23 protein-coding genes are annotated in these 20,530 nt (G+C 40.4%); 2 read left to right on the top strand and 21 right to left on the bottom strand.

Translation table 11 applies throughout. The features are described from left to right. Positions 1 to 172 precede the first annotated feature (172 nt). From BLT_RS0109115 to metA, 5 genes are all read right to left on the bottom strand, one after another. Complete coding sequence (locus BLT_RS0109115) at positions 173 to 1,390, bottom strand: EAL domain-containing protein (RefSeq protein WP_017727483.1); 1,218 nt, start codon at positions 1,388 to 1,390, stop codon at positions 173 to 175. A gap of 268 nt (positions 1,391 to 1,658) precedes the next feature. After that, positions 1,659 to 2,288 (bottom strand): flavin reductase family protein, encoded by a 630-nt coding sequence (locus BLT_RS0109110; protein ID WP_017727482.1) that lies wholly within the window; start codon positions 2,286 to 2,288, stop codon positions 1,659 to 1,661. 148 nt (positions 2,289 to 2,436) lie between these two features. Continuing rightward, on the bottom strand, positions 2,437 to 3,276 hold the full coding sequence (locus tag BLT_RS0109105; protein ID WP_017727481.1) for an alpha/beta fold hydrolase: 840 nt from the start codon (positions 3,274 to 3,276) through the stop codon (positions 2,437 to 2,439). Further along, positions 3,276 to 3,518: a hypothetical protein gene (locus BLT_RS0109100; protein WP_017727480.1), complete on the bottom strand. Its 243-nt coding sequence runs from the start codon at positions 3,516 to 3,518 to the stop codon at positions 3,276 to 3,278. The genes BLT_RS0109105 and BLT_RS0109100 overlap by 1 nt, the downstream gene beginning before the upstream one ends. Before the next feature lie 262 nt (positions 3,519 to 3,780). Then, entirely contained in the window at positions 3,781 to 4,698 is a 918-nt protein-coding gene (gene metA, locus BLT_RS0109095) for a homoserine O-acetyltransferase MetA (RefSeq protein WP_017727479.1), read from the bottom strand. A gap of 227 nt (positions 4,699 to 4,925) precedes the next feature. Between metA and BLT_RS0109090 the strand changes: the two genes are divergently transcribed. Beyond that, entirely contained in the window at positions 4,926 to 5,591 is a 666-nt protein-coding gene (locus BLT_RS0109090) for a reverse transcriptase-like protein (RefSeq protein ID WP_017727478.1), read from the top strand. A 202-nt stretch (positions 5,592 to 5,793) separates the two neighbouring features. Here the strand turns inward: BLT_RS0109090 and BLT_RS0109085 are convergent, their stop codons facing one another. From BLT_RS0109085 to BLT_RS0109040, 10 genes are all read right to left on the bottom strand, one after another. After that, entirely contained in the window at positions 5,794 to 6,651 is an 858-nt protein-coding gene (locus BLT_RS0109085) for a PHP domain-containing protein (protein ID WP_017727477.1), read from the bottom strand. A 17-nt stretch (positions 6,652 to 6,668) separates the two neighbouring features. After that, positions 6,669 to 7,172, bottom strand: coding sequence for a DUF4352 domain-containing protein (locus BLT_RS0109080; protein ID WP_017727476.1), 504 nt, complete (start codon positions 7,170 to 7,172; stop codon positions 6,669 to 6,671). Positions 7,173 to 7,268: 96 nt separating this feature from the next. Next, positions 7,269 to 8,087, bottom strand: a complete 819-nt coding sequence (gene nadE, locus BLT_RS0109075; protein ID WP_026105049.1) for an ammonia-dependent NAD(+) synthetase — start codon at positions 8,085 to 8,087, stop codon at positions 7,269 to 7,271. A 124-nt stretch (positions 8,088 to 8,211) separates the two neighbouring features. Continuing rightward, positions 8,212 to 8,520 (bottom strand): hypothetical protein, encoded by a 309-nt coding sequence (locus BLT_RS0109070; RefSeq protein ID WP_017727474.1) that lies wholly within the window; start codon positions 8,518 to 8,520, stop codon positions 8,212 to 8,214. 31 nt (positions 8,521 to 8,551) lie between these two features. Then, a complete protein-coding gene (locus tag BLT_RS0109065) occupies positions 8,552 to 8,845 on the bottom strand; it encodes a hypothetical protein (protein ID WP_017727473.1) in 294 nt (97 codons plus the stop codon). A 264-nt stretch (positions 8,846 to 9,109) separates the two neighbouring features. Continuing rightward, positions 9,110 to 9,343 (bottom strand): small acid-soluble spore protein Tlp, encoded by a 234-nt coding sequence (tlp, locus tag BLT_RS0109060; RefSeq protein ID WP_017727472.1) that lies wholly within the window; start codon positions 9,341 to 9,343, stop codon positions 9,110 to 9,112. 81 nt (positions 9,344 to 9,424) lie between these two features. Then, a complete protein-coding gene (locus BLT_RS0109055) occupies positions 9,425 to 9,850 on the bottom strand; it encodes an acyl-CoA thioesterase (protein WP_017727471.1) in 426 nt (141 codons plus the stop codon). Between the two features lie 21 nt (positions 9,851 to 9,871). After that, positions 9,872 to 12,187, bottom strand: a complete 2,316-nt coding sequence (locus tag BLT_RS0109050; RefSeq protein ID WP_017727470.1) for an AAA family ATPase — start codon at positions 12,185 to 12,187, stop codon at positions 9,872 to 9,874. Positions 12,188 to 12,242: 55 nt separating this feature from the next. Beyond that, positions 12,243 to 13,160: a DMT family transporter gene (locus BLT_RS0109045; protein ID WP_017727469.1), complete on the bottom strand. Its 918-nt coding sequence runs from the start codon at positions 13,158 to 13,160 to the stop codon at positions 12,243 to 12,245. A 221-nt stretch (positions 13,161 to 13,381) separates the two neighbouring features. Then, on the bottom strand, positions 13,382 to 14,683 hold the full coding sequence (locus BLT_RS0109040; protein ID WP_017727468.1) for a LysM peptidoglycan-binding domain-containing protein: 1,302 nt from the start codon (positions 14,681 to 14,683) through the stop codon (positions 13,382 to 13,384). 132 nt (positions 14,684 to 14,815) lie between these two features. Between BLT_RS0109040 and BLT_RS0109035 the strand changes: the two genes are divergently transcribed. Continuing rightward, a complete protein-coding gene (locus BLT_RS0109035) occupies positions 14,816 to 15,454 on the top strand; it encodes a TVP38/TMEM64 family protein (RefSeq protein WP_017727467.1) in 639 nt (212 codons plus the stop codon). Here the strand turns inward: BLT_RS0109035 and BLT_RS0109030 are convergent. The 6 genes from BLT_RS0109030 to acnA form a co-directional block, all read right to left on the bottom strand. Next, complete coding sequence (locus BLT_RS0109030; RefSeq protein ID WP_017727466.1) at positions 15,451 to 15,945, bottom strand: VanZ family protein; 495 nt, start codon at positions 15,943 to 15,945, stop codon at positions 15,451 to 15,453. The two genes, BLT_RS0109035 and BLT_RS0109030, sit on opposite strands and share 4 nt — an antisense overlap. A 159-nt stretch (positions 15,946 to 16,104) precedes the next feature. Beyond that, positions 16,105 to 16,245 (bottom strand): acid-soluble spore protein N, encoded by a 141-nt coding sequence (locus tag BLT_RS0109025; protein ID WP_017727465.1) that lies wholly within the window; start codon positions 16,243 to 16,245, stop codon positions 16,105 to 16,107. A gap of 66 nt (positions 16,246 to 16,311) precedes the next feature. Continuing rightward, positions 16,312 to 16,440: an FbpB family small basic protein gene (locus BLT_RS23060; protein WP_017727464.1), complete on the bottom strand. Its 129-nt coding sequence runs from the start codon at positions 16,438 to 16,440 to the stop codon at positions 16,312 to 16,314. A 69-nt stretch (positions 16,441 to 16,509) separates the two neighbouring features. Further along, positions 16,510 to 17,220, bottom strand: coding sequence for a DUF421 domain-containing protein (locus BLT_RS0109015; protein ID WP_017727463.1), 711 nt, complete (start codon positions 17,218 to 17,220; stop codon positions 16,510 to 16,512). A 78-nt stretch (positions 17,221 to 17,298) separates the two neighbouring features. Beyond that, complete coding sequence (locus BLT_RS0109010) at positions 17,299 to 17,508, bottom strand: DUF1657 domain-containing protein (protein ID WP_017727462.1); 210 nt, start codon at positions 17,506 to 17,508, stop codon at positions 17,299 to 17,301. A 287-nt stretch (positions 17,509 to 17,795) separates the two neighbouring features. Continuing rightward, the gene (gene acnA / locus BLT_RS0109000; protein ID WP_017727460.1) at positions 17,796 to 20,519 is read right to left on the bottom strand and encodes an aconitate hydratase AcnA; all 2,724 of its coding nucleotides are present in this window, start codon (positions 20,517 to 20,519) and stop codon (positions 17,796 to 17,798) included. Positions 20,520 to 20,530 lie beyond the last annotated feature (11 nt).

Here is a 20,530-nt window from a genome sequence, read left to right as displayed (position 1 = left end):
TCTTTTAATCTTTTCGTATCGTTTTTCTGAAAATTTCATAAACAAAACTTGGCTTTGCTCAACGTACAAAAAAAAAGTGGCCTCCTCTAGGATAGCCCTCTTTTTTACAATTAACCAGTTACTAATTTATGATTTATTGACCCGAAACCCTATCAGCTACATTTTCAAAAGATTACAGAAGACCATCTTGCTCGAATAAATAAGCGTATGGAATATCTAAGAAGACATAGAGAGAATCATTAATAGGATATGAATACGTACGAATCCGTTCATCACGCTCAATGTCCGTATATAAATCAGATAAAATACCCCGTTTTTCGTAATTCATGCGAACAATATTTTCTAAAAAATAAGGGCGCCAGCTCCAGTTTTTAAATCGACCTTCCTCATGGAGCCCCCATTTATTATTCACGTCTTTTTCTGCATTGGATGATTGTTGGAAGCCATCTGCATCTGTGATGTACACTCGAAAAGTAAACTCATTGCAATCCGCTGCAATCATCTTAATCATGTCATCGTAGGAATCATCTGCCTTTATTTTTTTCATGGTTGCTTTTAATTGCTGACTTAGTTTTTCCGTTAACGTTAATTGCGCTTCCATTTTTTTTCGTTCATAGATAATGAAATGATGGAATTCTTTTTGAATTTTCTCTTTGCATACAGTTTTTTCAACAAATGTAGGCTTGGCACTAGCTAGATAATCTCCTTGGTAGTATCGTCCACCGTTTCTCCACGCATAGTTTAATTGATTAAAGTTTGAAACACCATCAAATAGAAGAGTGGCTCCGATTTTTCTAGAAAGCATGGATAATGATTGGTGAACCTCCCTGTATAGATGAGGGAAGCCGTCATCCTCCATAAAATTAAGATTAACCTTTACAATATTCGGCTTCAGCAAAGCGATTTGATCAAGATTGCTATTAGACAAACCGACGTTGTCGATGGTCACTCGAATGCCTAAGCTTTGAAGATACGTGATCAAATGCCGAAAAGAAGTGACATCCTCACTGATTGCTTGCTCTTTAATCACTATAACGATTTTTGATAAATCTAGCCCTTTCGAAACGAAATGCTCCAGTTGCTTCAAAAGCGCTTCACCGTTTGTCTTTGCCAATAAGGCCCCATCGTAATTCAAACAAAGAAGGAAGGATTGTGACGTTTCCAAGAATTGAGTTAACGCAAGGTCTTTAATATAATCCTCTAACTCTAGTCTATATTCATCCGGGATTGATTCATCCTCAAAGAACCAACCGAGACCTTCTACACCTTCTGGCGTCTGATAGCGCGCTAATGCTTCATAGGCAACAACGAGCTGATTGTCTGCACTAATAATCGGCTGAAAATAAGGGATCACCAAATCTTTATTCATTAATATGTCCAATGCGTCCATGACAATACCTACCTCCTGCAACCACAAGCGTCAGTCTTATTATACCACAGCTATTCTGCAACAGCCTTTAAAAGGAGACCATATTTTTATCACGTATAAACAGGAGCATAAATTTCACTTCATCATGGCATGAAGTGAAATAGTTTATGTAAGGAGGAGCTAGCTAGCTGGCGAGAGATGCAACATACTCACCCATTCAATATATGATTGTTGGCAAGCAAAAAGGCTAACGCTCCACCCTTTTGATTTAAGACTTTGCGCGTTAGCCTTATGTTTCTTTTGGATCATAGATTGGCCGTTCAAGCGAAAACGTCTCACCAAACCTGCCATAGTCTGAGCCAGCAAGTCGGCTTACTGGAGCAAGCAACTCTGTGTTAATCTTCCCATTATCATATAGTTCGTCATCTATTGAGAAATGGACAACTTGACCGATAACAAAATCAGCAGCAGGAGTATCATCTGTGCCACCAACAGAAATGATTTGGTCTACTTTACACTCAAGCCGAATGCGGCTCTCACGCAAAGAGGGTACATTGACTGTGGCACTAGGTATTTTTGTTAAGCCGACAGCTTCCACTTCACTCTCATCTGCAGGGTAATTAGCAGATGTTTCATTCATTTTCTCTACATTTTGTTCATCCACGACATGAATGACAAACTCACCTGTCTCTTGACAATTTCTAGAAGTATCTTTCATACTCCCATCAGGCTTACGACCAACTGAAATCCCAACGAGAGGTGGTTCTGCTGTCAGGACATTAAAAAAACTAAACGGTGCTGCATTGACAACGCCGTCTTTATTTTGAGACGTAATAAAAGCAATCGGCCGGGGAAGCACGCTACCTATTAGTAACTTATAGTTTTCTTGTCTTGTTTGATCCTTTGGATTTATTTCCATTTTCATCACCTCTCTCTATGCTACCAAATCATAACCTTCATGAAAAATATTTTATCTTTTAGCTGGCAGGCTCCGTTTACTACCAGACTACCTCTTCATTGTTAAACGGAGCATACAGAGTCATTAGATCAGATCTCACCATCGCTCCTCACGTTTCTTTTAAAAAGGAAGAAATAGCCTTTGCCACTTCTTTTGGCCGCTCCTCCGGTAATAAATGCCCAGTTCTTGAAAAAACCTTCAACGTAGCATTCGGTAAATCCTTAGCGAGTCGTTTACCAACTGAAAGAGGAATAATTTTATCCTCCGCTCCCCAAAGTAACAAGCAAGGCTGTCGAATTCCCTTCAGCTCTTGAGGATTCAAGTCCCCTTCCCGGTGTCGTATTAATAAAAGTAATCCCTTATAAAACCCATCTTCCGAGAAAGGGCGACGATATTCTTTTAGCGAAGCTTCCTTAAGAACACGCTTATTATAGACCAATTGCGATAGTACGTGACGGATATCTTGCTTCTTTAGCCACCATTTCACTGCCATGAGGGAAAAAGGAAAATAGGTTGCAAGGACCACTGGACGCTTGACACGCTTTAAATAGGCGGAGCTTGAAAGGAGAATGAGCCGTTCAACTTTTAAGGGACTTTGCTTTGCCACATACAAAGCTACTTGTCCACCCATTGAATGACCAACAATCGTCACGCGGTCGATCTCTATCTTTTCTAGAAGCTCTAGAATAAGGGTGGCATAATGTTCAAATGAATACACAAATTTCTTTGTTTTGCCACTACGACCAAATCCCGGTAGATCAATTGCAAGCACATTCCCACTGTTAATAAGTAATGGCATTAATGAATGAAAACTATAAAGGGAAGACACAAAGCCATGGATTAATAAAAACGTCTGTTGAGGTTCATCGCTACGTTTCCAATATTCCACATACACATCGGTGTCTTGAAGAAAGAAGGTTGTTTGATACATTTGATATCGCTGAAACATCATTCCTTCTCCTTTCGACTATCTTGTACGTTTTCTTCGGATTTGTTTTCCTTTCGTTTACTTTTTGCGAAATTCTTTTCTTCCATACCAACAAGGTTGCCATACAAGTAAAAGAAGTTTTTAAAAAGGCGCAAGGGTGAGCCCATATTGAGAAACATCTCTGAAATGCTAGATGTTGTTATGTCTTGACTGATCATCATTGTCTGCTCGTCCAGATGAAAAGTAGATTGTTTATCATCCATGTTTTTAGTGTCCTGTAACGGAAACCTTGCATCTTACCAAAGAGGCTTTTTTACAAACCGTATTTTGCTTTATTAAAAGAATGGATTTTTATCATGTAAAAAAAAAACGAAAGCAAACGCTTCCGTTTTTTACATATAGAGGTGGTCGAGTTCATTAATAGGCAAAAGAAATGCACCAATAGCTTTTTCCTTTCGTTACTGACACATTGAATTGACTTAACTTTTTTTCTACCTATGATAACTAACCGCCCGCCAAAATCTCTTATGATAATTTTAATAAATCAAATGGTGTTTCTTGATATACGTAATAGTTTAGCCAGTTGGAGAACAATAAATTAGAATGGGCTCTCCAACGAAGTGGCGGCCGTTCTTTTGCATTATCGTTCGGAAAATAATTGTCAGGAACTTGAATGTTTAATCCTCGGGCAACATCCCGTTCATATTCCTCTTGAAGCGTACAGGCATCATATTCAGAATGACCCGTTACAAAAATTTGCTTGCCATTTTTTGAAGCGACTAAATAGATACCAGCTTCATCTGACTCACTTAAAATTTCCAAGTCAGGAATTTGCTCGATTTGTTCTCGGTTAATGTCAGTATGACGCGAATGAGGAGCCAGAAACTCTTCATCAAAGCCACGGAGTAATTTGACATTCGGTACATTTACTTTATGAGAATAAATACCAAAGCGTTTTTCAGGAAGCGTAAATTTATTCACTCCGTAATGATGATACAGCCCAGCTTGGGCACCCCAACAAATATGGAGGGTTGAGGTTACATGCGTCACACTCCAGTCCATAATTTCTTTCAGTTCTTCCCAATAGTCAACCTCTTCAAATTCAAGCATTTCAATGGGAGCGCCTGTAATGATCATGCCATCAAACTTTTGTGCCTTCACTTCATCAATCGTTTTATAAAATTGGTGAAGATGATCGTGGGACGTATTTTTCGATACATGTGTATCTGTGTACATAAACGATACATCAACTTGCAATGCTGTATTCCCAAGCAAGCGGAGCAGCTGGACTTCAGTCGTTTCCTTTCTTGGCATAAGATTAAGTATAACAATTTTTAGAGGACGAATATCCTGAGAATAGGCACGACTTTCATCCATAACGAATATGTTTTCTGCATTCAGAATTTCTTTTGCTGGTAGGTTGTCTGGAATTTTAATGGGCATTTATCACCTACTCCTTTACCGTTTGATTTAGGGTCTTCATGTTTGCTACGATGGTTTTTAGTTATTAAACCAAACTTATTTGAGGCTCGAGCTTTGTATCACTTCTATGCTAACTTGTAATACCTCCTCACTTCCTTGGAGAAAACTTGAAACGTACCCTTTTAATTATCTAAAATAACACGATTGCAAAAAATTCGCAATAAAGGAATTATGAAAGGTGAGAACGAATGAATTTAAAAATCGAGTGGGCATATAAGCATCCGAAGCAGCAAAAGGAGTCACTTATTTTCACAAGTGATTTTCTTCCGTTAGACGAAGCGTTATTTTTTGTTGAAGACATCGAGAAAACTGGGAGAGTCAAGCAAGTCGCTTTTTTCGATAAAGCAGGGACGCACTGGTCCAAAAAAGAACTTCTCCGTCTTCAAAAAGAGCGAGAAACAGAGCCCCATGATGTGATTGCTTATTTTGATGGCGGCTTCGACAAAGACACGCTCCGAGCTGGTGTGGGGAATGTCATCTACTATAAGCAGAACCAAAAGGATTGGCGCATTCGTGAAAACGAAGAGATTAAAGGAATCTCGGATAATAATGAGGCGGAATATGCAGCCCTTCTTCATCTTGTTCAGCGGTTTGAAACGTTAGGTATCCATCATCAAGACGTCATTATTCGCTCCGATTCTTTAGTCGTCGTGAAGCAAATGAGTGGTGAATGGCCTTGCTATGAAGATACTTACGTCCCTTGGCTTGAACGAATTGAAAAACAACTTCAATTGCTCGGTCTTCAACCGATGTACGAAATCATTGACCGCCATGACAATAAGGAAGCTGATCAACTTGCAACCCAAGCACTTCAAGGCAAAAAAATATCAAGCCAATTAGACCGTAGCTCTTAACTGCACATCCGGTCGTAAATCTTGCGCAAGTAGCTTGGTCAGACGGGCAAGCGTTTGAAGTCTGTCAAGGTGTTTTTAGTGTTCATAAAAAATTTACAAGCTTACCCAACCTCGAGCTGCTGTTGCCTATTGCTTAGACAGCTTTGAGCTTCTATGCTTTCTTATCAAAAAAAGACGTCTCTCTAAAGAGTCGTCTCATTTTTTACTGATTTAAGCGTCTCAAAAGCTCATGAGCATACTCATTTTTAAGCCTAGTTACACCGAGTGGTTCTGGTACCCTTCCATAATCTTCATGGTGAAAATCAGACCCTCCAGTTCGCAGGAGTCTTCTTCCTGTTTCTTGCTCAATTTGTTTACAGAGAGTCTCATAATGGGCAACCGCCTGTTCGTCATGGTCACGATGATAGACTTCAATCCCATCAAGACCTCCGTCTTTTACCCAATTAACAATCTCAGAATCTAAGTTATAATAAACTGGATGAGCAACAATCGCCAGTCCACCCGTTTTATGTATCCAGGAAATCGCTTTTTCTACTGTCATTTCCTGTTCTTTTTCAACATAGCAAGGCTTCCCTTCAGCAAGATATTGATCAAACGCCTCTGCCACAGTGGAAACATATCCTTTTTCAATTAATGCCTTTGCCACGTGAGGTCTTCCAATCGCCCCACCATCAACATGCTTTAAAACATCTTTCGCTTGAAGGGGCACATTTGCTTGTTCAAGCTTTGCAAGCATCACGTCCAGCCGACGCCGGCGCATCTCTCGTTGTGCAGCTAGCATTGTAAGCAGCTTTTCGTTTTTCCAATCAATTCCGTAACCTAGAATATGAACACTTTTTCCTCCATGCTTTGTGGAAAATTCAATGCCTGGAATCACTGTTAATCCTAAGGAATTGCCAGCTTCAATTGCTTCAGCAATTCCATTCACTGTATCATGGTCGGTTAAAGCGATAATCTCAAGGTTCACGTCATGACATTTTTTCATGAGCTGGTAAGGGGTATAACCCCCATCTGAAGCCGTTGAATGCATGTGCAAGTCACTATTAAATTGAGTTGACAAGTCAACACCTCCTTCTGTTATTTAGCTTCTATTGTTAGAGGCCATGTTACTTGTCCTGTTCGCAAATGATCGGTATAGACGAGTTCATAGCTCGTTCCGATTGGGACTTCAAAGGCAACTTCCCCTCGATTGATCCGTGCTGGATGCAATTGACCACCAAGGATCCCTTTCGTTTCAACATTTGCCCCATGGTTATAGGCATAGCCTTCGTTATCCATGAGTGTGAGCTTGTACATAGAAAACTCATGTACCGTGTCGCCGATATTTTCAAGGGTCAGATCGACAATAACAATTTGCTTATTTTCATCTTCACTTGCTTCAGTTCTCACATCATTTACGGTGATACGCAAACCATTTATTTCCTTACTTGCCTCTTCTGTTTGGAAAGCGGAAGCAATCGATGATCCAATATCGACCCTTTGATTCACACGGTCATTTCCTGCTGTCGTCACAAACCAAGCTCCAACAACAATAAGAAGTATCGTACATAGTACCGACAATGTTATCAGTTTTCTTTTCATTCCTCTTCCTCACCTCAACCGTGTTCTCTCTCGATTGTTTCCCTTCGGCTGTTAGTATAACGTTATGAGGGGTTAGATGGAATCATACCGAATACCTTATTTCCACCATTGATCAAAGATTGTGACTGGTTGCTGGCGCTTGTGCTCTGTCGCTCTATAGCGCGCTTCAATTCGCTCTTTGATTGTTGAATCGACCGTTTTTCCTTCAAGATAATCATCCAATTGATCATAGGTCATGCCAAGAGCTTCTTCATCAGCCAGCCCAGGACGATCGTCCTCTAAATCTGCGGTTGGCGCTTTTTGATACAGGTGTTCAGGAGCGCCAAGTATTTTTAAAAGTTCTTTTCCTTGTCGCTTGGAAAGACCAAATAATGGTGCAACATCACAGGCTCCATCCCCGTGCTTAGTAAAAAAGCCTGTAATCGCTTCTGCTGCATGGTCAGTTCCAATGACGAGACAGCCGAAGTGGGCACCTATGTCATATTGAGTCTTCATACGTTCTCGTGCTTTCGTATTTCCCTTGTTAAAATCACTCAGCGTTTCTCCTGTCGCTTCAGTAAATGAGGCAATTGTAGCATCAACTGCTGCCTTAATATTAACCGTAATCGTTTTCGAGGCTTTAATAAATTGAATGGCGTCCTGAGCGTCTTGTTCATCCAATTGTTTTCCATACGGCAGTCGAACGGCAATAAATTGATAGGTTTTATCTTTTTCTACATTGTTTAATTCATCAATAGCCATTTGTGCAAGCTTCCCAGCCAGCGTGGAGTCTTGACCACCAGAAATCCCAAGAACATAGCCATTCGCGCCACTTTTCAATAAATAATCTTTTAAAAATTGGATACGCCTTTGAATTTCTGCCTCTGGTTCGATCGTCGGCTTTACATGCAGCGCTTTAATAATTTGTTCTTGCATTGTTGCCATTATTTCCCCTCCAGCCTTTTCTTATTTTTCATCAATTAAATAGGAAAAAGCTAAGTTCTGACCTTAGCTTAATATTACTTATCATATTCCATCTTTTTCGTCCAATCAAACGTATTCATCCATCTAATAACGAAAATCGTGTGAGATGATCTCTCAAGCCCTCTTTTAATAGGATCGTCCGTTGTGTCTCACCTAACAGATCAAAGTGGGGAAAATCATCTCTTTTGTGAATCCATTCACGTTTAAGCCCATATTGTCTTCCCCAAGCTACTAGCTTTTCTACATCCTGACAGGCCACTTTTGTCACAGTTGTACAGCCAGGAAAACGCGGATCGATCCAATAGTGGGTTAAAAATGCAATCTTCTCTTGCTTGGCTTGCTGTTTCCATGCGTTTAGCTCTTGCTTTTTGACGCCAAATGCCATAACAACCGATCTCCTTCATGCTTGTCTTTCTCTATGATAGCATGGAAAACCATTTTCTTTGCTTTTGAAGGCGTGATTGCTTTTCTTTTTGAAGTGTTCGAATTTTTCCCATCACCTCACCTGTTTGTCGATTATGTGATGGTGAAAATTTCGCCGAAACTTTTTGTGAAGATTGTTTTTTTCCACTATTAATTTCCCATTCAACCATCTGATTCAGAGATTCAAGTGCCATCAGTCGGATGTCGGGATTATCTGATTTCATCTGTTGAACGATAAAAATAAGTTGACGCAATATTGGATCTTGCTGATCTTTTACTGAAGACATAAACCCTTTCCTCCCCCTTAATTGGGAATGGCTCATTCACTTTTACCCTTATTCCATCATTTTAACAAAAAATCCTCTCTTTTTAACTAAAAAAATTCGGCTAAATATAAAATGGAATACGAGCCACCGTTTTTACAAATACATCTTAAACCTTTTTATTAGATTCGTTTTCGTGCCGCTTTTATGACAAAAGGCTGCATGGTGATCAAGGCTATATGCAAGCTCTACCCCTTTTCTACCAAAAAAAAGAGTAAGGTCAAGGCCCTACTCTCCTTTAACGTTCTTTTTTCTAGCTGCCATTTCATCGGCCATCTCAGCTTCAAAAGAAGCAATGCTTTGCTTGCGGCGCTCATTTTTTTCTTTAATTGCCTGTTTCTCGGATCGCTTTAGACTGTCATTGCCAAGAGTTTCTTCAGCTGCCTCAATGTTTTCTTTCGTATTCTCGCGCATTTTTGCAAGACGTTCCACGTTATTTGAACGATCGTCTGGCTTTGCCATGGCTTCTTTCCTCCATTCAATTAATCATCGATTCCTAGTATGAGTAAAGAGCCATTGTTTATACATACAGTACGAATTAAATTACTTGATGGTACTTTTTATTTTTTCATAGGCCTCATGCCATGCTGGAAAATGCGTCCGAATCGAGATTGGTCGAAAGCTGTCTTTTTTTACACAGACATGGGTGCTGGAACCAATGACACAAAGCATCCCCTCCTCATTTATTACTTCATACCCGTAAACAACACGAAGGCCATCATAGTCCTTGACCCATGTCTTTACTGTTAGTGTTTCACCATATCTCGCTGGATGCTTATAAGAAGCTTGAATGTCTGTAACCGGGGATAAAACACCTTCTTTTTCCATCTCATGATATTGAAAACCAAGGTCGCGGATGAAATGAGAGCGTCCAAGTTCGAACCAAACGAAATAATTAGAATGATGCACAACCCCCATTTGGTCTGTTTCTGCATAGCGCACTTCAATCGTCGTTTTCGTTATTTGCACAAATTTTTCCTCCTAGCTCAGCTATAAAAAATCAAGATCGGACGCATGAAGCATTCGTAAGTCATGCTCATTCATCGCCTGTTGCCTTTCTGTTAAACGTAATGCTTGCTTTTTTATTGCTCGTTCAACTAAATCAACAGCAAAACGTGCATTTCCAGTATGTCCATTGTTGGACAGGTGTTTATCAATTTTCATGATAGCTTCCTGATTGAATTGATATCCATAATTTAATGCGTGTTTTTGCATAATTTCGATAAGCTCTGCTTTTGAGAAATCTGGAAAAATTAAGGTGTTCTTAAAACGGGAGCGAAGGCCAGGGTTGCTCTCTAATAACTGGTTCATTTCATTCGGATAGCCTGCCATAATCACAATGAGGTTTTCTTTATGCTTCGTCATTTCATCAACAAGTGTATCTAATGCTTCCTTGCCGAAGTCCTGTTCACCTTTATATAAAGCATACGCTTCATCAATAAACAAAACGCCACCTAAAGCGTCACGCACCTTTTCCTTTGTCTTTATCGCAGTTTGCCCTATATAGCCAGCCACTAAATCAGCGCGGCTCACAACGACAACATGGCCTCTTTTTAATAAACCAATCTCTTTAAGAGTAGCAGCAAACAATTGAGCCACTGTGGTTTTCCCTGTCCCTGGCTGCCCAATAAAAATTGAATGGAGCTGAATAGGGACGGTCACTAAACCTCGCTCTCTCCTTAACTGCTGGATGTGAACAAAAGACGTTAATTGCCTAATTTCTTGCTTAATACTTTGTAAGCCCACGAGATCATTCAAATCCTTCAACGCTTTTCTCTCTTTTGCTGAAGAATCATCTTGCTCAAAATCAGACTTATCTAAAACGGAAAAATCCTCCATCTTTATATTCTCAAGGTTTACGCGAACCCCTTTTTGAAAAATGGCATGAAGAACAATATTTTGGACGGAACGAGCATTCCCGAATGTTTCATCTACTTGTGCCTGTTCGATTTGTTTTTGCAGCGCTTGCCGTCCAGATGGGGTAATCACAAAATCATTGTTCAGTGCAAATTGTTCTCCGATTTCTATTAGCTCCTGCACGCTATAATCAGGTAAGTGAATGTGGTTTTGTTCAGGAAAACGACTTCTAAGCCCTGGATTTGCTCGTAAAAATTGTCGCATTTCATCAGGGTAGCCTGCCATGATCACAACAAATGTTCCTGCATAGGTTCCGCTGGTCATTGCTGCCACCAATGTGTCAATCACCGCTTGCCCATAGTCATTTCCTGTGCTCCCTTCACGCTTTAGGCTATATGCTTCATCGATGAACAACACGCCGCCTGCCGCTTTTTCGATGATTGCCCGTGTGTTTTCTTCTGACTGACCAACAAAACCGCCAACAAGCTGGGAGCGGTCTACTTCAAGCACCTCATCCCGCTCCAACAGTCCGATCTCATAATAAATTTTTGCAAACAGCCGTGCAAGCCTTGTTTTCCCCGTACCTGGATTTCCCGTTAAAATCATATGAAGACTTGGCTCATCGTGAAATTGAAACCCTTGCTCTTTACGAAGTGATTGATATTTTAAAAACTGATAGTGCTGCTTAACACGATGTTTCACTTCTTGAAGTCCGATCATTTCATGAAGCTCAGTCAATGGGGAAGCTTCTCGCCTTTCGCTTTCTGTTACACTTATTACTTGAGTTTGCCATCTTTGTTTGAGTTTTTCAATTTGTTCAATGGCGTCTCGAAGATTTTCAAATTGGCTCGCCGAATAATAAATACCTGTTAAAGAGTTTGCATACTCTTTTGTTGCCTCGGTAATTTGTAAAAGTGGATCGTGAAACTCCTGAAATGTTTGAAAAAGGGCATGAACCGCTTCTAGTTTTCGGTTATCCTCCAATTTTTCTGCAGCTCTTTTTGCACGCTGAAGTGCTTCATGGATCGTTCTTTCTCCTTGAAAATACTGTTCAGCAATCTCCTGATACCGCTGAGCCGTTTTTTTCTTAGCTGCTCCGTGATCCGTCTCTCTTATCGCTGGAAAGCTGTTTGGTAGAGGCAGCCCTTGTAGCTCTTCGACTGAGGTTTTAAAGGAAAGGGAAAGTAAAATTAAATGGTCTGGATCTAGGGTGATCGCCTCTTCCAGCCAGCCTCGGCTTATCTCATCCAGCTCTCCTTTTCTATTTTTACGAGCCTGTACTAACAGAGCAAGCAGCTTCGCTTTTACCTGTAGTTGAAACGCCTCTGGATGCTCTTGGATGAATGAGAGCATCTGCATGCCTTTCGCTTCTGAAAACGTTGCAGGCTCTTTTTCAAACTGTTCAATTTCTTTCTCAAAACGGTGAAAAGACGTTGTTGATTGTGTCATTTGCTTCTACCTACTTTCTATTTCCGCCCTTATTTTAACACGGAGAGGCTTCATTTTACATTGATTCGATTGAAGGGCGATGTTTACGAGTATAGGTACTTACATAAACACCTGTTAAAACAAAGCAAGCACCGATAAAATGGGCAATTGTAAAAGCCTCACCGAGAATGAGGGTTGCCATCAAGACGGCAGAAACTGGCATCACATTAATAAAAATCGATGCTCTTGCCGCACCGATTTGTTGGATGCCATAGTAGTACATAATAAAACTAATGACTGTAACAAAAACACTCAGATGAGCAATGGCAAGCCATGCAGAAGCTGAACTCTCCACTACATCTTGCCATGAAGTTTCATATAAAGAAAAAGGCAGCAAAAAGAGCGTCCCAAAGCCAACAGCATAGGTTGTAGATACAATAGAGCTATATTTTTGCAAAACCACTCTTCCAAGGACACTATAAAGAGCCCATGTAATGACAGCTAGGAGTAAGACAAAATCAATCGGTTCAAAACCAAAACGAAACAAAGCAGCAAAATGACCATTTGTTACAATCATCATCACTCCTGTTAGGGCCAAAATCATCCCCATGATATGCTTCCGCATGATCGTTTCTTTTAAGAACAAGCCAGACAACAGAATAATAAGAACAGGATTTGACGCGATAAACAGGGAACTTTTAATGACTGGCGCATGCTTGCTAGCTAAAAAAAAGCAAACATTATAAACTGCAATCCCAGTTAAACCAAGAAGCGCAAACATCCCCCAATCTTTAAGCGTTGGTTTGGGTCGATTTTTTTCAAAGAGCCACATTAATGGAAATAAAAGAATCGAAGCACCTAAAAATCTTAAAAAAGCGATGGTCGTCGGTTCAAAGCTTTCGACAGCAATTTTTCCCGCGATAAAGCCGCTCCCCCACGTCCCCGTTGCAAGTGCAAGCATTCCATAAATTAGCAAAAGTCGTTTCTTCTCCACGTTTTTTTCCCCACTTTTTTTGACTCTATTGTATCATTTTTTTCGATTAGCGAAATATTCTTCACGCCTTCTTCTGAAACTTTCATGAATGACAGCTAAACGAATGAATTGACATCAAGCTCTTTAAGTTGTCAACACAACGTTTTTATCATTTCGGTCGCTACGAGAAACACATTTGTACGGCTCATTAAAAAAAGACCTCTCTTGACGAGAGATCCTTTTTATTCACTATTTTTTCTAGTGACTCGCTTTCGAACGATAAAGTTATCTTGAATCAGCAACCAATTTTGTGGAAACTCGATCCTAAGAACCCAATAACTTACGCCTCGAAGGTTCATTTCTTTCACAAGGTTGAATTTTGCTTGGATGCTACGGGCGTCTTCAAACCAAACTTCGTGGTCCTTGCCCTCATCATCACGATAACGAAAATATGGGGACTGAGCCTCTTCATTGTATTGAATGTCAACACGATAGCGAGCTGCAATAAGAATCGCCTGTTGTGGACTGATTGCGCGAGCAAATTCTCCGCCTGGTTCATAAGGCAATGTCCAATCGTATCCATATAAAGGAATGCCCATCATAATTTTATCCCTAGGCATCACTGAAACTGCATATTCAATCACACGCCTAACTTCGTTTAATGGGGCAACTGCCATTGGAGGACCGCCGCTCCAGCCCCACTCATACGTCATTAATACAGAAAAATCTGCAATTTCTCCATGTGCAGGATAATCATGGGCCTCATACCATGCACCTGCTTGCTCGCCACTGACTTTAGGCGCCAAAGCTGTTGATAAAGTAAAGCCTTCTTTTCTCATTCTTTCTTTCGTGCGACGCAAAAATTGATTGTAGGATTCCCTGTCTGCTGGACGTAGATGCTCAAAGTCCACACATAAGCCAAGATAGCCCTCGTCTTTCATTGTTTGAACAACATTGTTAAGCAGCGTTTCCTGAAGAGATGTACTTCGCAGAATCGCTTCCCCTAATTCTGCATCAAACGCATCTTCCTTGATATTTGTAATGACCATGAATGGTGCAATATTAAAAAGGTAGGCTGCTTGAATCGACCGCTGATCGGGCACAGGAATGAGACCGCCTTCTCCTGTTATCCGATAGCTAAAGACAGATAGGTACGTGAGCCACGGTCCAATTCTCGAAATGATTCTAGGTTCAGTCTCAAGCGGCGGCTTTGGTTCAATATAACCATTGACGTCAATTTCCTTTTTCTCACGCGGAGGAATATAAAGCCTCATTCCTACTGTAAGAGCTTGGTTCACACTTAATCGGTTGACAGAGGCGAGCTCTTGTACTGAAATGCCAAACCGTCGAGCAATTGAAGACAAATTATCCCCTGGCTGAACAAAATAATAGCGACCGACAATTGGAATAACGATCGTTTGTCCGACAACGAGATTATCTGGATTAGGAATTTCGTTACTCGTAATTAGACGATTAACTGAGACATTGTAAGCATTCGCAATACTTGACAGCGTCTCATTTCTTTGAACTACATGAATTTGCATGAACGAGTACTCCTTTCTTTTTAGATTTAAAACGGAAAACGTTCACGATTTATTTAAAACACGTTCCTTTACCTTTTGAAAATTTATGCGAGAATAGAGAAGAAGATGATTGTTAAAAAAAGGTGTTGAACCATGGCAAAAAAATTAATCGTTTTATTAAGTTATATTCTGATTGCCTTCCTTATTTATTTATATGGTGAATCATTATTGACATGGATTCAGGAAGGCGGTAATCAGTATGTTATCGCTACTGCTCTTGTTGCTACATTGCTTGCGCTTTTTCCGATTATTCCATACCCAATTATTGGTGGTGTGCTTGGAGCGGTTTTTGGTCCAACCCTTGGTAGCATCGTCACATGGACCGGCTCTTCTCTTGCCTCTATCCTTATGTTTGCGTTTGTCCGTTACGGCTATCAGGATTGGGGACTAAAAGTCATTCATCGTTACAAAGCGCTATCACGCGTAACCGAATTATTTGAACGAAATGCCTTTATCACCATTTTCCTAACACGGCTGATCCCGTTCATCCCGTCGATTGTTGTAAATATTTATTCCGCATTAAGCCGCGTTTCCTTTTTAAATTACACCATCGCTTCGTCTCTTGGAAAAATGCCATCGATGATTTTGTTCGCTGTTGTTGGAAATTCAATCGTGCAAAATCCACAACAATTATTCTGGATCGCCCTCTTTTACGGTTCATTTCTATTGGTCGTTTGGTTCGGCTATCGATTGTGGGGCCGTCAACCAGCTCAAAACACAAAGCTCCCTTAATCAAAAGGGAGCTTCTTATTTATGGAATCGTTCGGTATGTAGTATATTCGACTTGTAAGCTTCTTTCCAATTAAATACATCAATCCACCAGTAAACGCACCAAATGTGTTTAGGATTACATCATCCACATTTGCAACTCGATGAGTGAATACAAATTGAGACGTTTCAATAACCACTGTAAATATAAAACCGTACCCCGTAATTTTTAAAAGGGTGTTCACTCTTCTTTGTACAAGAGGTAACAGTATACCAAAAGGAATAAAGAGAACAATATCTCCAATGAGCAATCGGACAGGATTCCACCAGCTTGGGCTAAATACAGCGATGCGGTAAATGCTGCGAAATGGAATGAGGTTATAGTTTCTTCCCCCAGGTCCTTCAGGCCCGAGTGATGCACCATAGTTCCATGCAAAAAGGGTTACATAGAGAACGGCTATGATATAGATGTTAAATAGGACAAGAGCCGCTACTTTACCTGTTCGTGTTATCATACTTCACACCCCTATTGAACATTTAGCTTTGTCCTTCCCATTATTTCTTGTTTTACCAATGAAAACAAGAAAATTTGTTAGCTAAAAATAGACAAAAAATTTCTTCACAAAAAACGAGACTAACGAATGGTTAGTCTCAACACTGAAAGATAAAGCAATTCAGCCTTTTGGTGGAACATAATCTGGCTGCTCATTACCCTTTGTATTCATCTTTTTTCCTTTATTTGAATCCGATGCACGCGGTTGTGTCCCTAAATGATTTGGTCGATATTGGTCAAAGGCATGCTTTGATTTTGCCATTAGTATCTCCTCCTCATTTTTAGCTTTACCGAACTTCTTCCGAGAAATACGTATCAGGTGCTTCCACTATTTTTTCGCAACATGACGAGCTTCCCAACGATCCTCTAATCGCTCAAGGGCTTCTTTGTCATTCAACAACCGTTCTTTATTTTCATTTACTAATTCTGCAAATGATAATTTTCTGACTCTTCGCATCAAAAATCACTCCTCTTCAATTTAATTGTTATGATTTCCAGTATGCGATAAGATGCATTTCTTTATACATTAATTGTCTATTTTCGGACTAATATAGATACTTCCAGCTTCATCAATGGTCATTAAAAACACTTCCTTATGATTGGCATACCCGTATTTATGAACTTGTTCTCTAAGCCACATAAGCGTTCCTACTTTATCCACATTGGCCTGAATGATATGTCCATCTTCAATCAAAACGGTAGGATAACCTTTAGATGGAGGGTTCTTCCCCATATCATTTGGCGTTAATGAATCATATTTTGTTTTTTTAATCACACTAATCGTTCCATTCATTTCCATCACAGCAAAATCAATTTCGCTTAAATCACTCGCCCCTGCTTGACGAAGATCCATTAAAAACGTATCAATGGTAATTTTCGCTTTACGTAATTGCTTATGCAAAATTTTTCCATGCTGCATAAGAATAATTGGTTCATCTTCAATAATTCGACGAAACCGTGGTGTTTTTAAGGCGATCATTGATAAAGTGAGATGTAGGAAAGATATAAGTGCAGCTGCTGCGATTGGTCCAGCTAGAGGGAGTTCTCCGTCCGTTAAAGGCTCTCCAAGGATATCTCCAATTACAACACCAAAAATAAAATCAAGGGCATCGATCGACTTCATTGTGCGTTGCCCGAGAACTTTCACCATGATAAAAATATAAATATAGACAATCAAGGCCCGAATCAAGAATGCGTTGATAGATAACGCATGGGACCCTGTCCAAAATTCAAACATGTTACATCACCTCCAAAAGCCTAATAGAAGGTGCGCTATGAGCGTCACCTTCTATTTGTTTGTCCTTGTTAGGCGCAACTACTGACTTTGATTAAACTGAGGCTCTTCCTGTAGCACTTGCTGATAACGACCTTCTAGTAATGTAACAATGTTTTTTTGTTGTTCTGCTAATTGCTCAAACATCGCTTTAGCTTGTTGGTTTTCCGTTTCTAATGAAAATTGAGTTAAGCTTGCTTGCACACTTTGTGCCGATGAGATCGCTTGCTGAAGCTGTGTCTGTACTGTCATCATTTCCTCCTATGGCTTGTTTTTATTCATCTTATCTGCTTCCATTTCAGCATATGAAGCAAATTCTGTGTCAGCATGATTGTTCTTCCCTTGTTGCTTTGCATTATTGTTCCGTTGGGCATTGGCATTTCCTTTTTTTTGACGACCGATGAGAATCACCCCTTTATTTTTTTATTCGACTTAGTTTGCACATGTTTATTATAAATATGAATAAAATACAGTACGTGAAATTATTATTTTGTCCATAAAAATAATCCAGCCGAAAAGGCTGGATTATTGTGCGTTGCTTACCCTTTGATTTGTGCAAATTTGTTACGGAGAACCATTTGTAAAATACCACCATGACGATAGTAGTCAAGTTCAACCTCACTATCAAAGCGAACAAGAACCTCAAATTCTTTCTTGTTTCCTGCTTCATCCGTTGCAACAACTTTTGCTGTTTCACGAGGCTTAATATCATTGGTTACTTGTACTTCAAAAAATTCGTTTCCTGTTAAGCCAAGAGATTCAGCACTGTCTCCTTCTTTAAATTGAAGTGGAAGGACACCCATAAGAACAAGATTACTACGGTGAATACGCTCATAGCTTTCTGCAATGACAGTCTTAATACCAAGAAGGTTTGTTCCCTTCGCAGCCCAGTCTCGCGATGAACCCATTCCGTAATCCTTACCAGCAAGAATCACTAGACCCGTTCCCTCTTCCTTGTACTTCATTGCTGCATCATAGATGCTCATTACTTCACCAGTTGGCCAGTATGTCGTATAACCACCTTCAGTTCCAGGTGCGATTTGGTTACGAATACGAATGTTCGCAAACGTTCCACGCATCATAACTTCGTGGTTACCACGACGAGAGCCGTAGGAGTTAAAGTCTTTCGGTTGTACGCCTTTAGAAATCAAGTACTTTCCTGCAGGTGTATCTTTTCCAATCGCACCAGCTGGAGAAATGTGGTCAGTTGTAACCGTATCACCAAACTTACCGATCACACGAAGATTTGTTAAAGGCTTAATGTCCTCTGGATCTGGAGAGAGATTCTCGAAGAACGGCGGATTCGCAATGTATGTGGAATCTTCATCCCATTTGTAAAGGGCATCGTCCGTTGTTTCGATTTCGTTCCAGCGTTCATTGCTGTTAAATACTTCTTCATACTCTCTGCGGAACAATTCTGGAGTAACGGTCTCTTGAACCACTTTACTGATCTCTTCAGCTGATGGCCAAATGTCTTTAAAGAAGACATCGTTACCATCCTTATCTTTTCCAAGAGAATCCTTTTGCAAGTCAATATCTACCGTACCAGCAAGTGCATAAGCAACGACTAGTGGTGGTGATGCTAAATAATTTGCTTTTACTAGTGGGTGGATACGACCTTCAAAGTTTCGATTACCAGAAAGAACAGAGGTAACCGTTAAGTCATTCGCAGCAATGGCCGCTTCAATTTCATCTTCAAGCGGACCTGAGTTACCAATACATGTTGTACAGCCATACCCGACAATATTAAAGCCAAGTTGATCAAGGTATGGCAGCAAACCAGAATCACGAAGGTAGCCAGTAACAACTTTTGATCCTGGTGCAAGAGATGTTTTTACATACTCTGGTACCTCAAGACCTCGTTCAACGGCTTTCTTAGCAACAAGCCCTGCCCCAACTAATACATAAGGATTCGATGTATTTGTACAGCTCGTAATTGCAGCAATTGCAATTGAACCCGTTTTCATCGTTGTATTGCGGCCATCCTTGAAGCTAATGCTTACTTCTTTATTAAACTCATCCTCACTCAAGCCGAGACCTTGTGTACCAGCAGGTGCCACAACAGCTTTGCGGAATTCCTCTTGCATTTTAGAAAGTGGAACAAGATCTTGTGGACGCTTTGGACCAGATAAGTTTGCTTCAATTTTAGACAGATCAATTTCAACCACGTCTGTATAGACAGGGTCTGGTGTTTCGCCTGGGACATAGAACAAACCGTTCGCTTTGCTATATTTTTCAACAAGCTTGATTTGCTCTTCAGAACGTCCTGTTAAGCGCAAGTAGTTCAACGATTCATTATCTACTGGGAAGAATCCGCAAGTTGCCCCGTATTCAGGTGCCATGTTGGAAATCGTAGCACGGTCAGCAAGTGGCATAGCGGCTAGTCCTGGACCGAAAAACTCAACAAATTTCCCAACAACTTTCTTTTCACGAAGCACTTGTGTTACTTTTAATGCAACGTCTGTCGCTGTTGTTCCACTTGGCAATGTTCCTGTGAATTTCACACCGATTACTTCAGGAACTGGAAAATATGAAGGCTGTCCTAGCATTCCTGCCTCTGCTTCAATTCCACCAACACCCCATCCAAGCACGCCGATTCCATTGATCATCGTTGTATGAGAGTCTGTACCAACAAGGGTATCAGGGAATGCAATCGTTTCGCCATCCTCTTCAACCGCATGAACAACATTTGCTAAATACTCTAAGTTTACTTGGTGAACAATCCCTGTTGCTGGAGGAACGGCACGATAGTTATCAAAGGCTTTTTTCGCCCAGTTTAAAAACTTGTAGCGCTCTTCGTTCCGTTGAAATTCAAGGTTCATGTTAAATTCTAATGCATCGTTTGTACCGAATTTGTCAACTTGAACGGAGTGGTCGATGACAAGATCTACTGGGATTTCAGGATTGATTTGGTCAGGTGTTCCACCCATATCAGCCATTGCCTTACGTAAAGACGCCAAGTCAACAACTGCAGGAACCCCTGTAAAATCTTGAAGAATAACACGGGAAGGTTTGAAGGGCACATCAATATCCTGAAGCTCACTCGTTCCCCATTTTGCTAAATTTTCTACATGCTCTTTCTTAATGACATAGCCGTCATACTGACGAAGAACAGATTCCAAAAGAACCTTTACTGAATATGGAAGATTCGAGACGTTTCCTACACCTGCATCTTCAAGTGCTTGAAGTGCATAGTAGTGATACGTCTTTCCGTCAACATTAAATGCTGAACGGGCGTTAAACACATCATTTTTCTTTGTCATATGTATTCCCT

Origin of the sequence: Halalkalibacterium ligniniphilum (genome assembly GCF_000334155.1) — a bacterium.
Lineage (GTDB): Bacteria > Bacillota > Bacilli > Bacillales > Bacillaceae_D > Halalkalibacterium > Halalkalibacterium ligniniphilum.
This window is presented reverse-complemented; position numbering and strand designations above follow the sequence as displayed.

What these genes read in the sequence shown, in the direction of transcription:
- BLT_RS0109035 (WP_017727467.1), top strand. Translation starts at nt 14,816, where the DNA reads ATGGCAAAAAAATTAATCGTTTTATTAAGTTATATTCTGATTGCCTTC.
- tlp (WP_017727472.1), bottom strand. Translation starts at nt 9,343, where the DNA reads ATGGCAAAGCCAGACGATCGTTCAAATAACGTGGAACGTCTTGCAAAA.
- BLT_RS0109100 (WP_017727480.1), bottom strand. Translation starts at nt 3,518, where the DNA reads ATGGATGATAAACAATCTACTTTTCATCTGGACGAGCAGACAATGATG.
- BLT_RS0109110 (WP_017727482.1), bottom strand. Translation starts at nt 2,288, where the DNA reads ATGGAAATAAATCCAAAGGATCAAACAAGACAAGAAAACTATAAGTTA.
- BLT_RS0109025 (WP_017727465.1), bottom strand. Translation starts at nt 16,245, where the DNA reads ATGGCAAAATCAAAGCATGCCTTTGACCAATATCGACCAAATCATTTA.
- BLT_RS0109080 (WP_017727476.1), bottom strand. Translation starts at nt 7,172, where the DNA reads ATGAAAAGAAAACTGATAACATTGTCGGTACTATGTACGATACTTCTT.
- BLT_RS23060 (WP_017727464.1), bottom strand. Translation starts at nt 16,440, where the DNA reads ATGCGAAGAGTCAGAAAATTATCATTTGCAGAATTAGTAAATGAAAAT.
- nadE (WP_026105049.1), bottom strand. Translation starts at nt 8,087, where the DNA reads ATGCAAGAACAAATTATTAAAGCGCTGCATGTAAAGCCGACGATCGAA.
- BLT_RS0109030 (WP_017727466.1), bottom strand. Translation starts at nt 15,945, where the DNA reads ATGATAACACGAACAGGTAAAGTAGCGGCTCTTGTCCTATTTAACATC.
- BLT_RS0109115 (WP_017727483.1), bottom strand. Translation starts at nt 1,390, where the DNA reads ATGGACGCATTGGACATATTAATGAATAAAGATTTGGTGATCCCTTAT.
- BLT_RS0109010 (WP_017727462.1), bottom strand. Translation starts at nt 17,508, where the DNA reads ATGACAGTACAGACACAGCTTCAGCAAGCGATCTCATCGGCACAAAGT.
- BLT_RS0109065 (WP_017727473.1), bottom strand. Translation starts at nt 8,845, where the DNA reads ATGTCTTCAGTAAAAGATCAGCAAGATCCAATATTGCGTCAACTTATT.
- BLT_RS0109105 (WP_017727481.1), bottom strand. Translation starts at nt 3,276, where the DNA reads ATGTTTCAGCGATATCAAATGTATCAAACAACCTTCTTTCTTCAAGAC.
- acnA (WP_017727460.1), bottom strand. Translation starts at nt 20,519, where the DNA reads ATGACAAAGAAAAATGATGTGTTTAACGCCCGTTCAGCATTTAATGTT.
- BLT_RS0109090 (WP_017727478.1), top strand. Translation starts at nt 4,926, where the DNA reads ATGAATTTAAAAATCGAGTGGGCATATAAGCATCCGAAGCAGCAAAAG.
- BLT_RS0109070 (WP_017727474.1), bottom strand. Translation starts at nt 8,520, where the DNA reads ATGGCATTTGGCGTCAAAAAGCAAGAGCTAAACGCATGGAAACAGCAA.
- BLT_RS0109015 (WP_017727463.1), bottom strand. Translation starts at nt 17,220, where the DNA reads ATGTTTGAATTTTGGACAGGGTCCCATGCGTTATCTATCAACGCATTC.
- BLT_RS0109040 (WP_017727468.1), bottom strand. Translation starts at nt 14,683, where the DNA reads ATGCAAATTCATGTAGTTCAAAGAAATGAGACGCTGTCAAGTATTGCG.
- metA (WP_017727479.1), bottom strand. Translation starts at nt 4,698, where the DNA reads ATGCCCATTAAAATTCCAGACAACCTACCAGCAAAAGAAATTCTGAAT.
- BLT_RS0109050 (WP_017727470.1), bottom strand. Translation starts at nt 12,187, where the DNA reads ATGACACAATCAACAACGTCTTTTCACCGTTTTGAGAAAGAAATTGAA.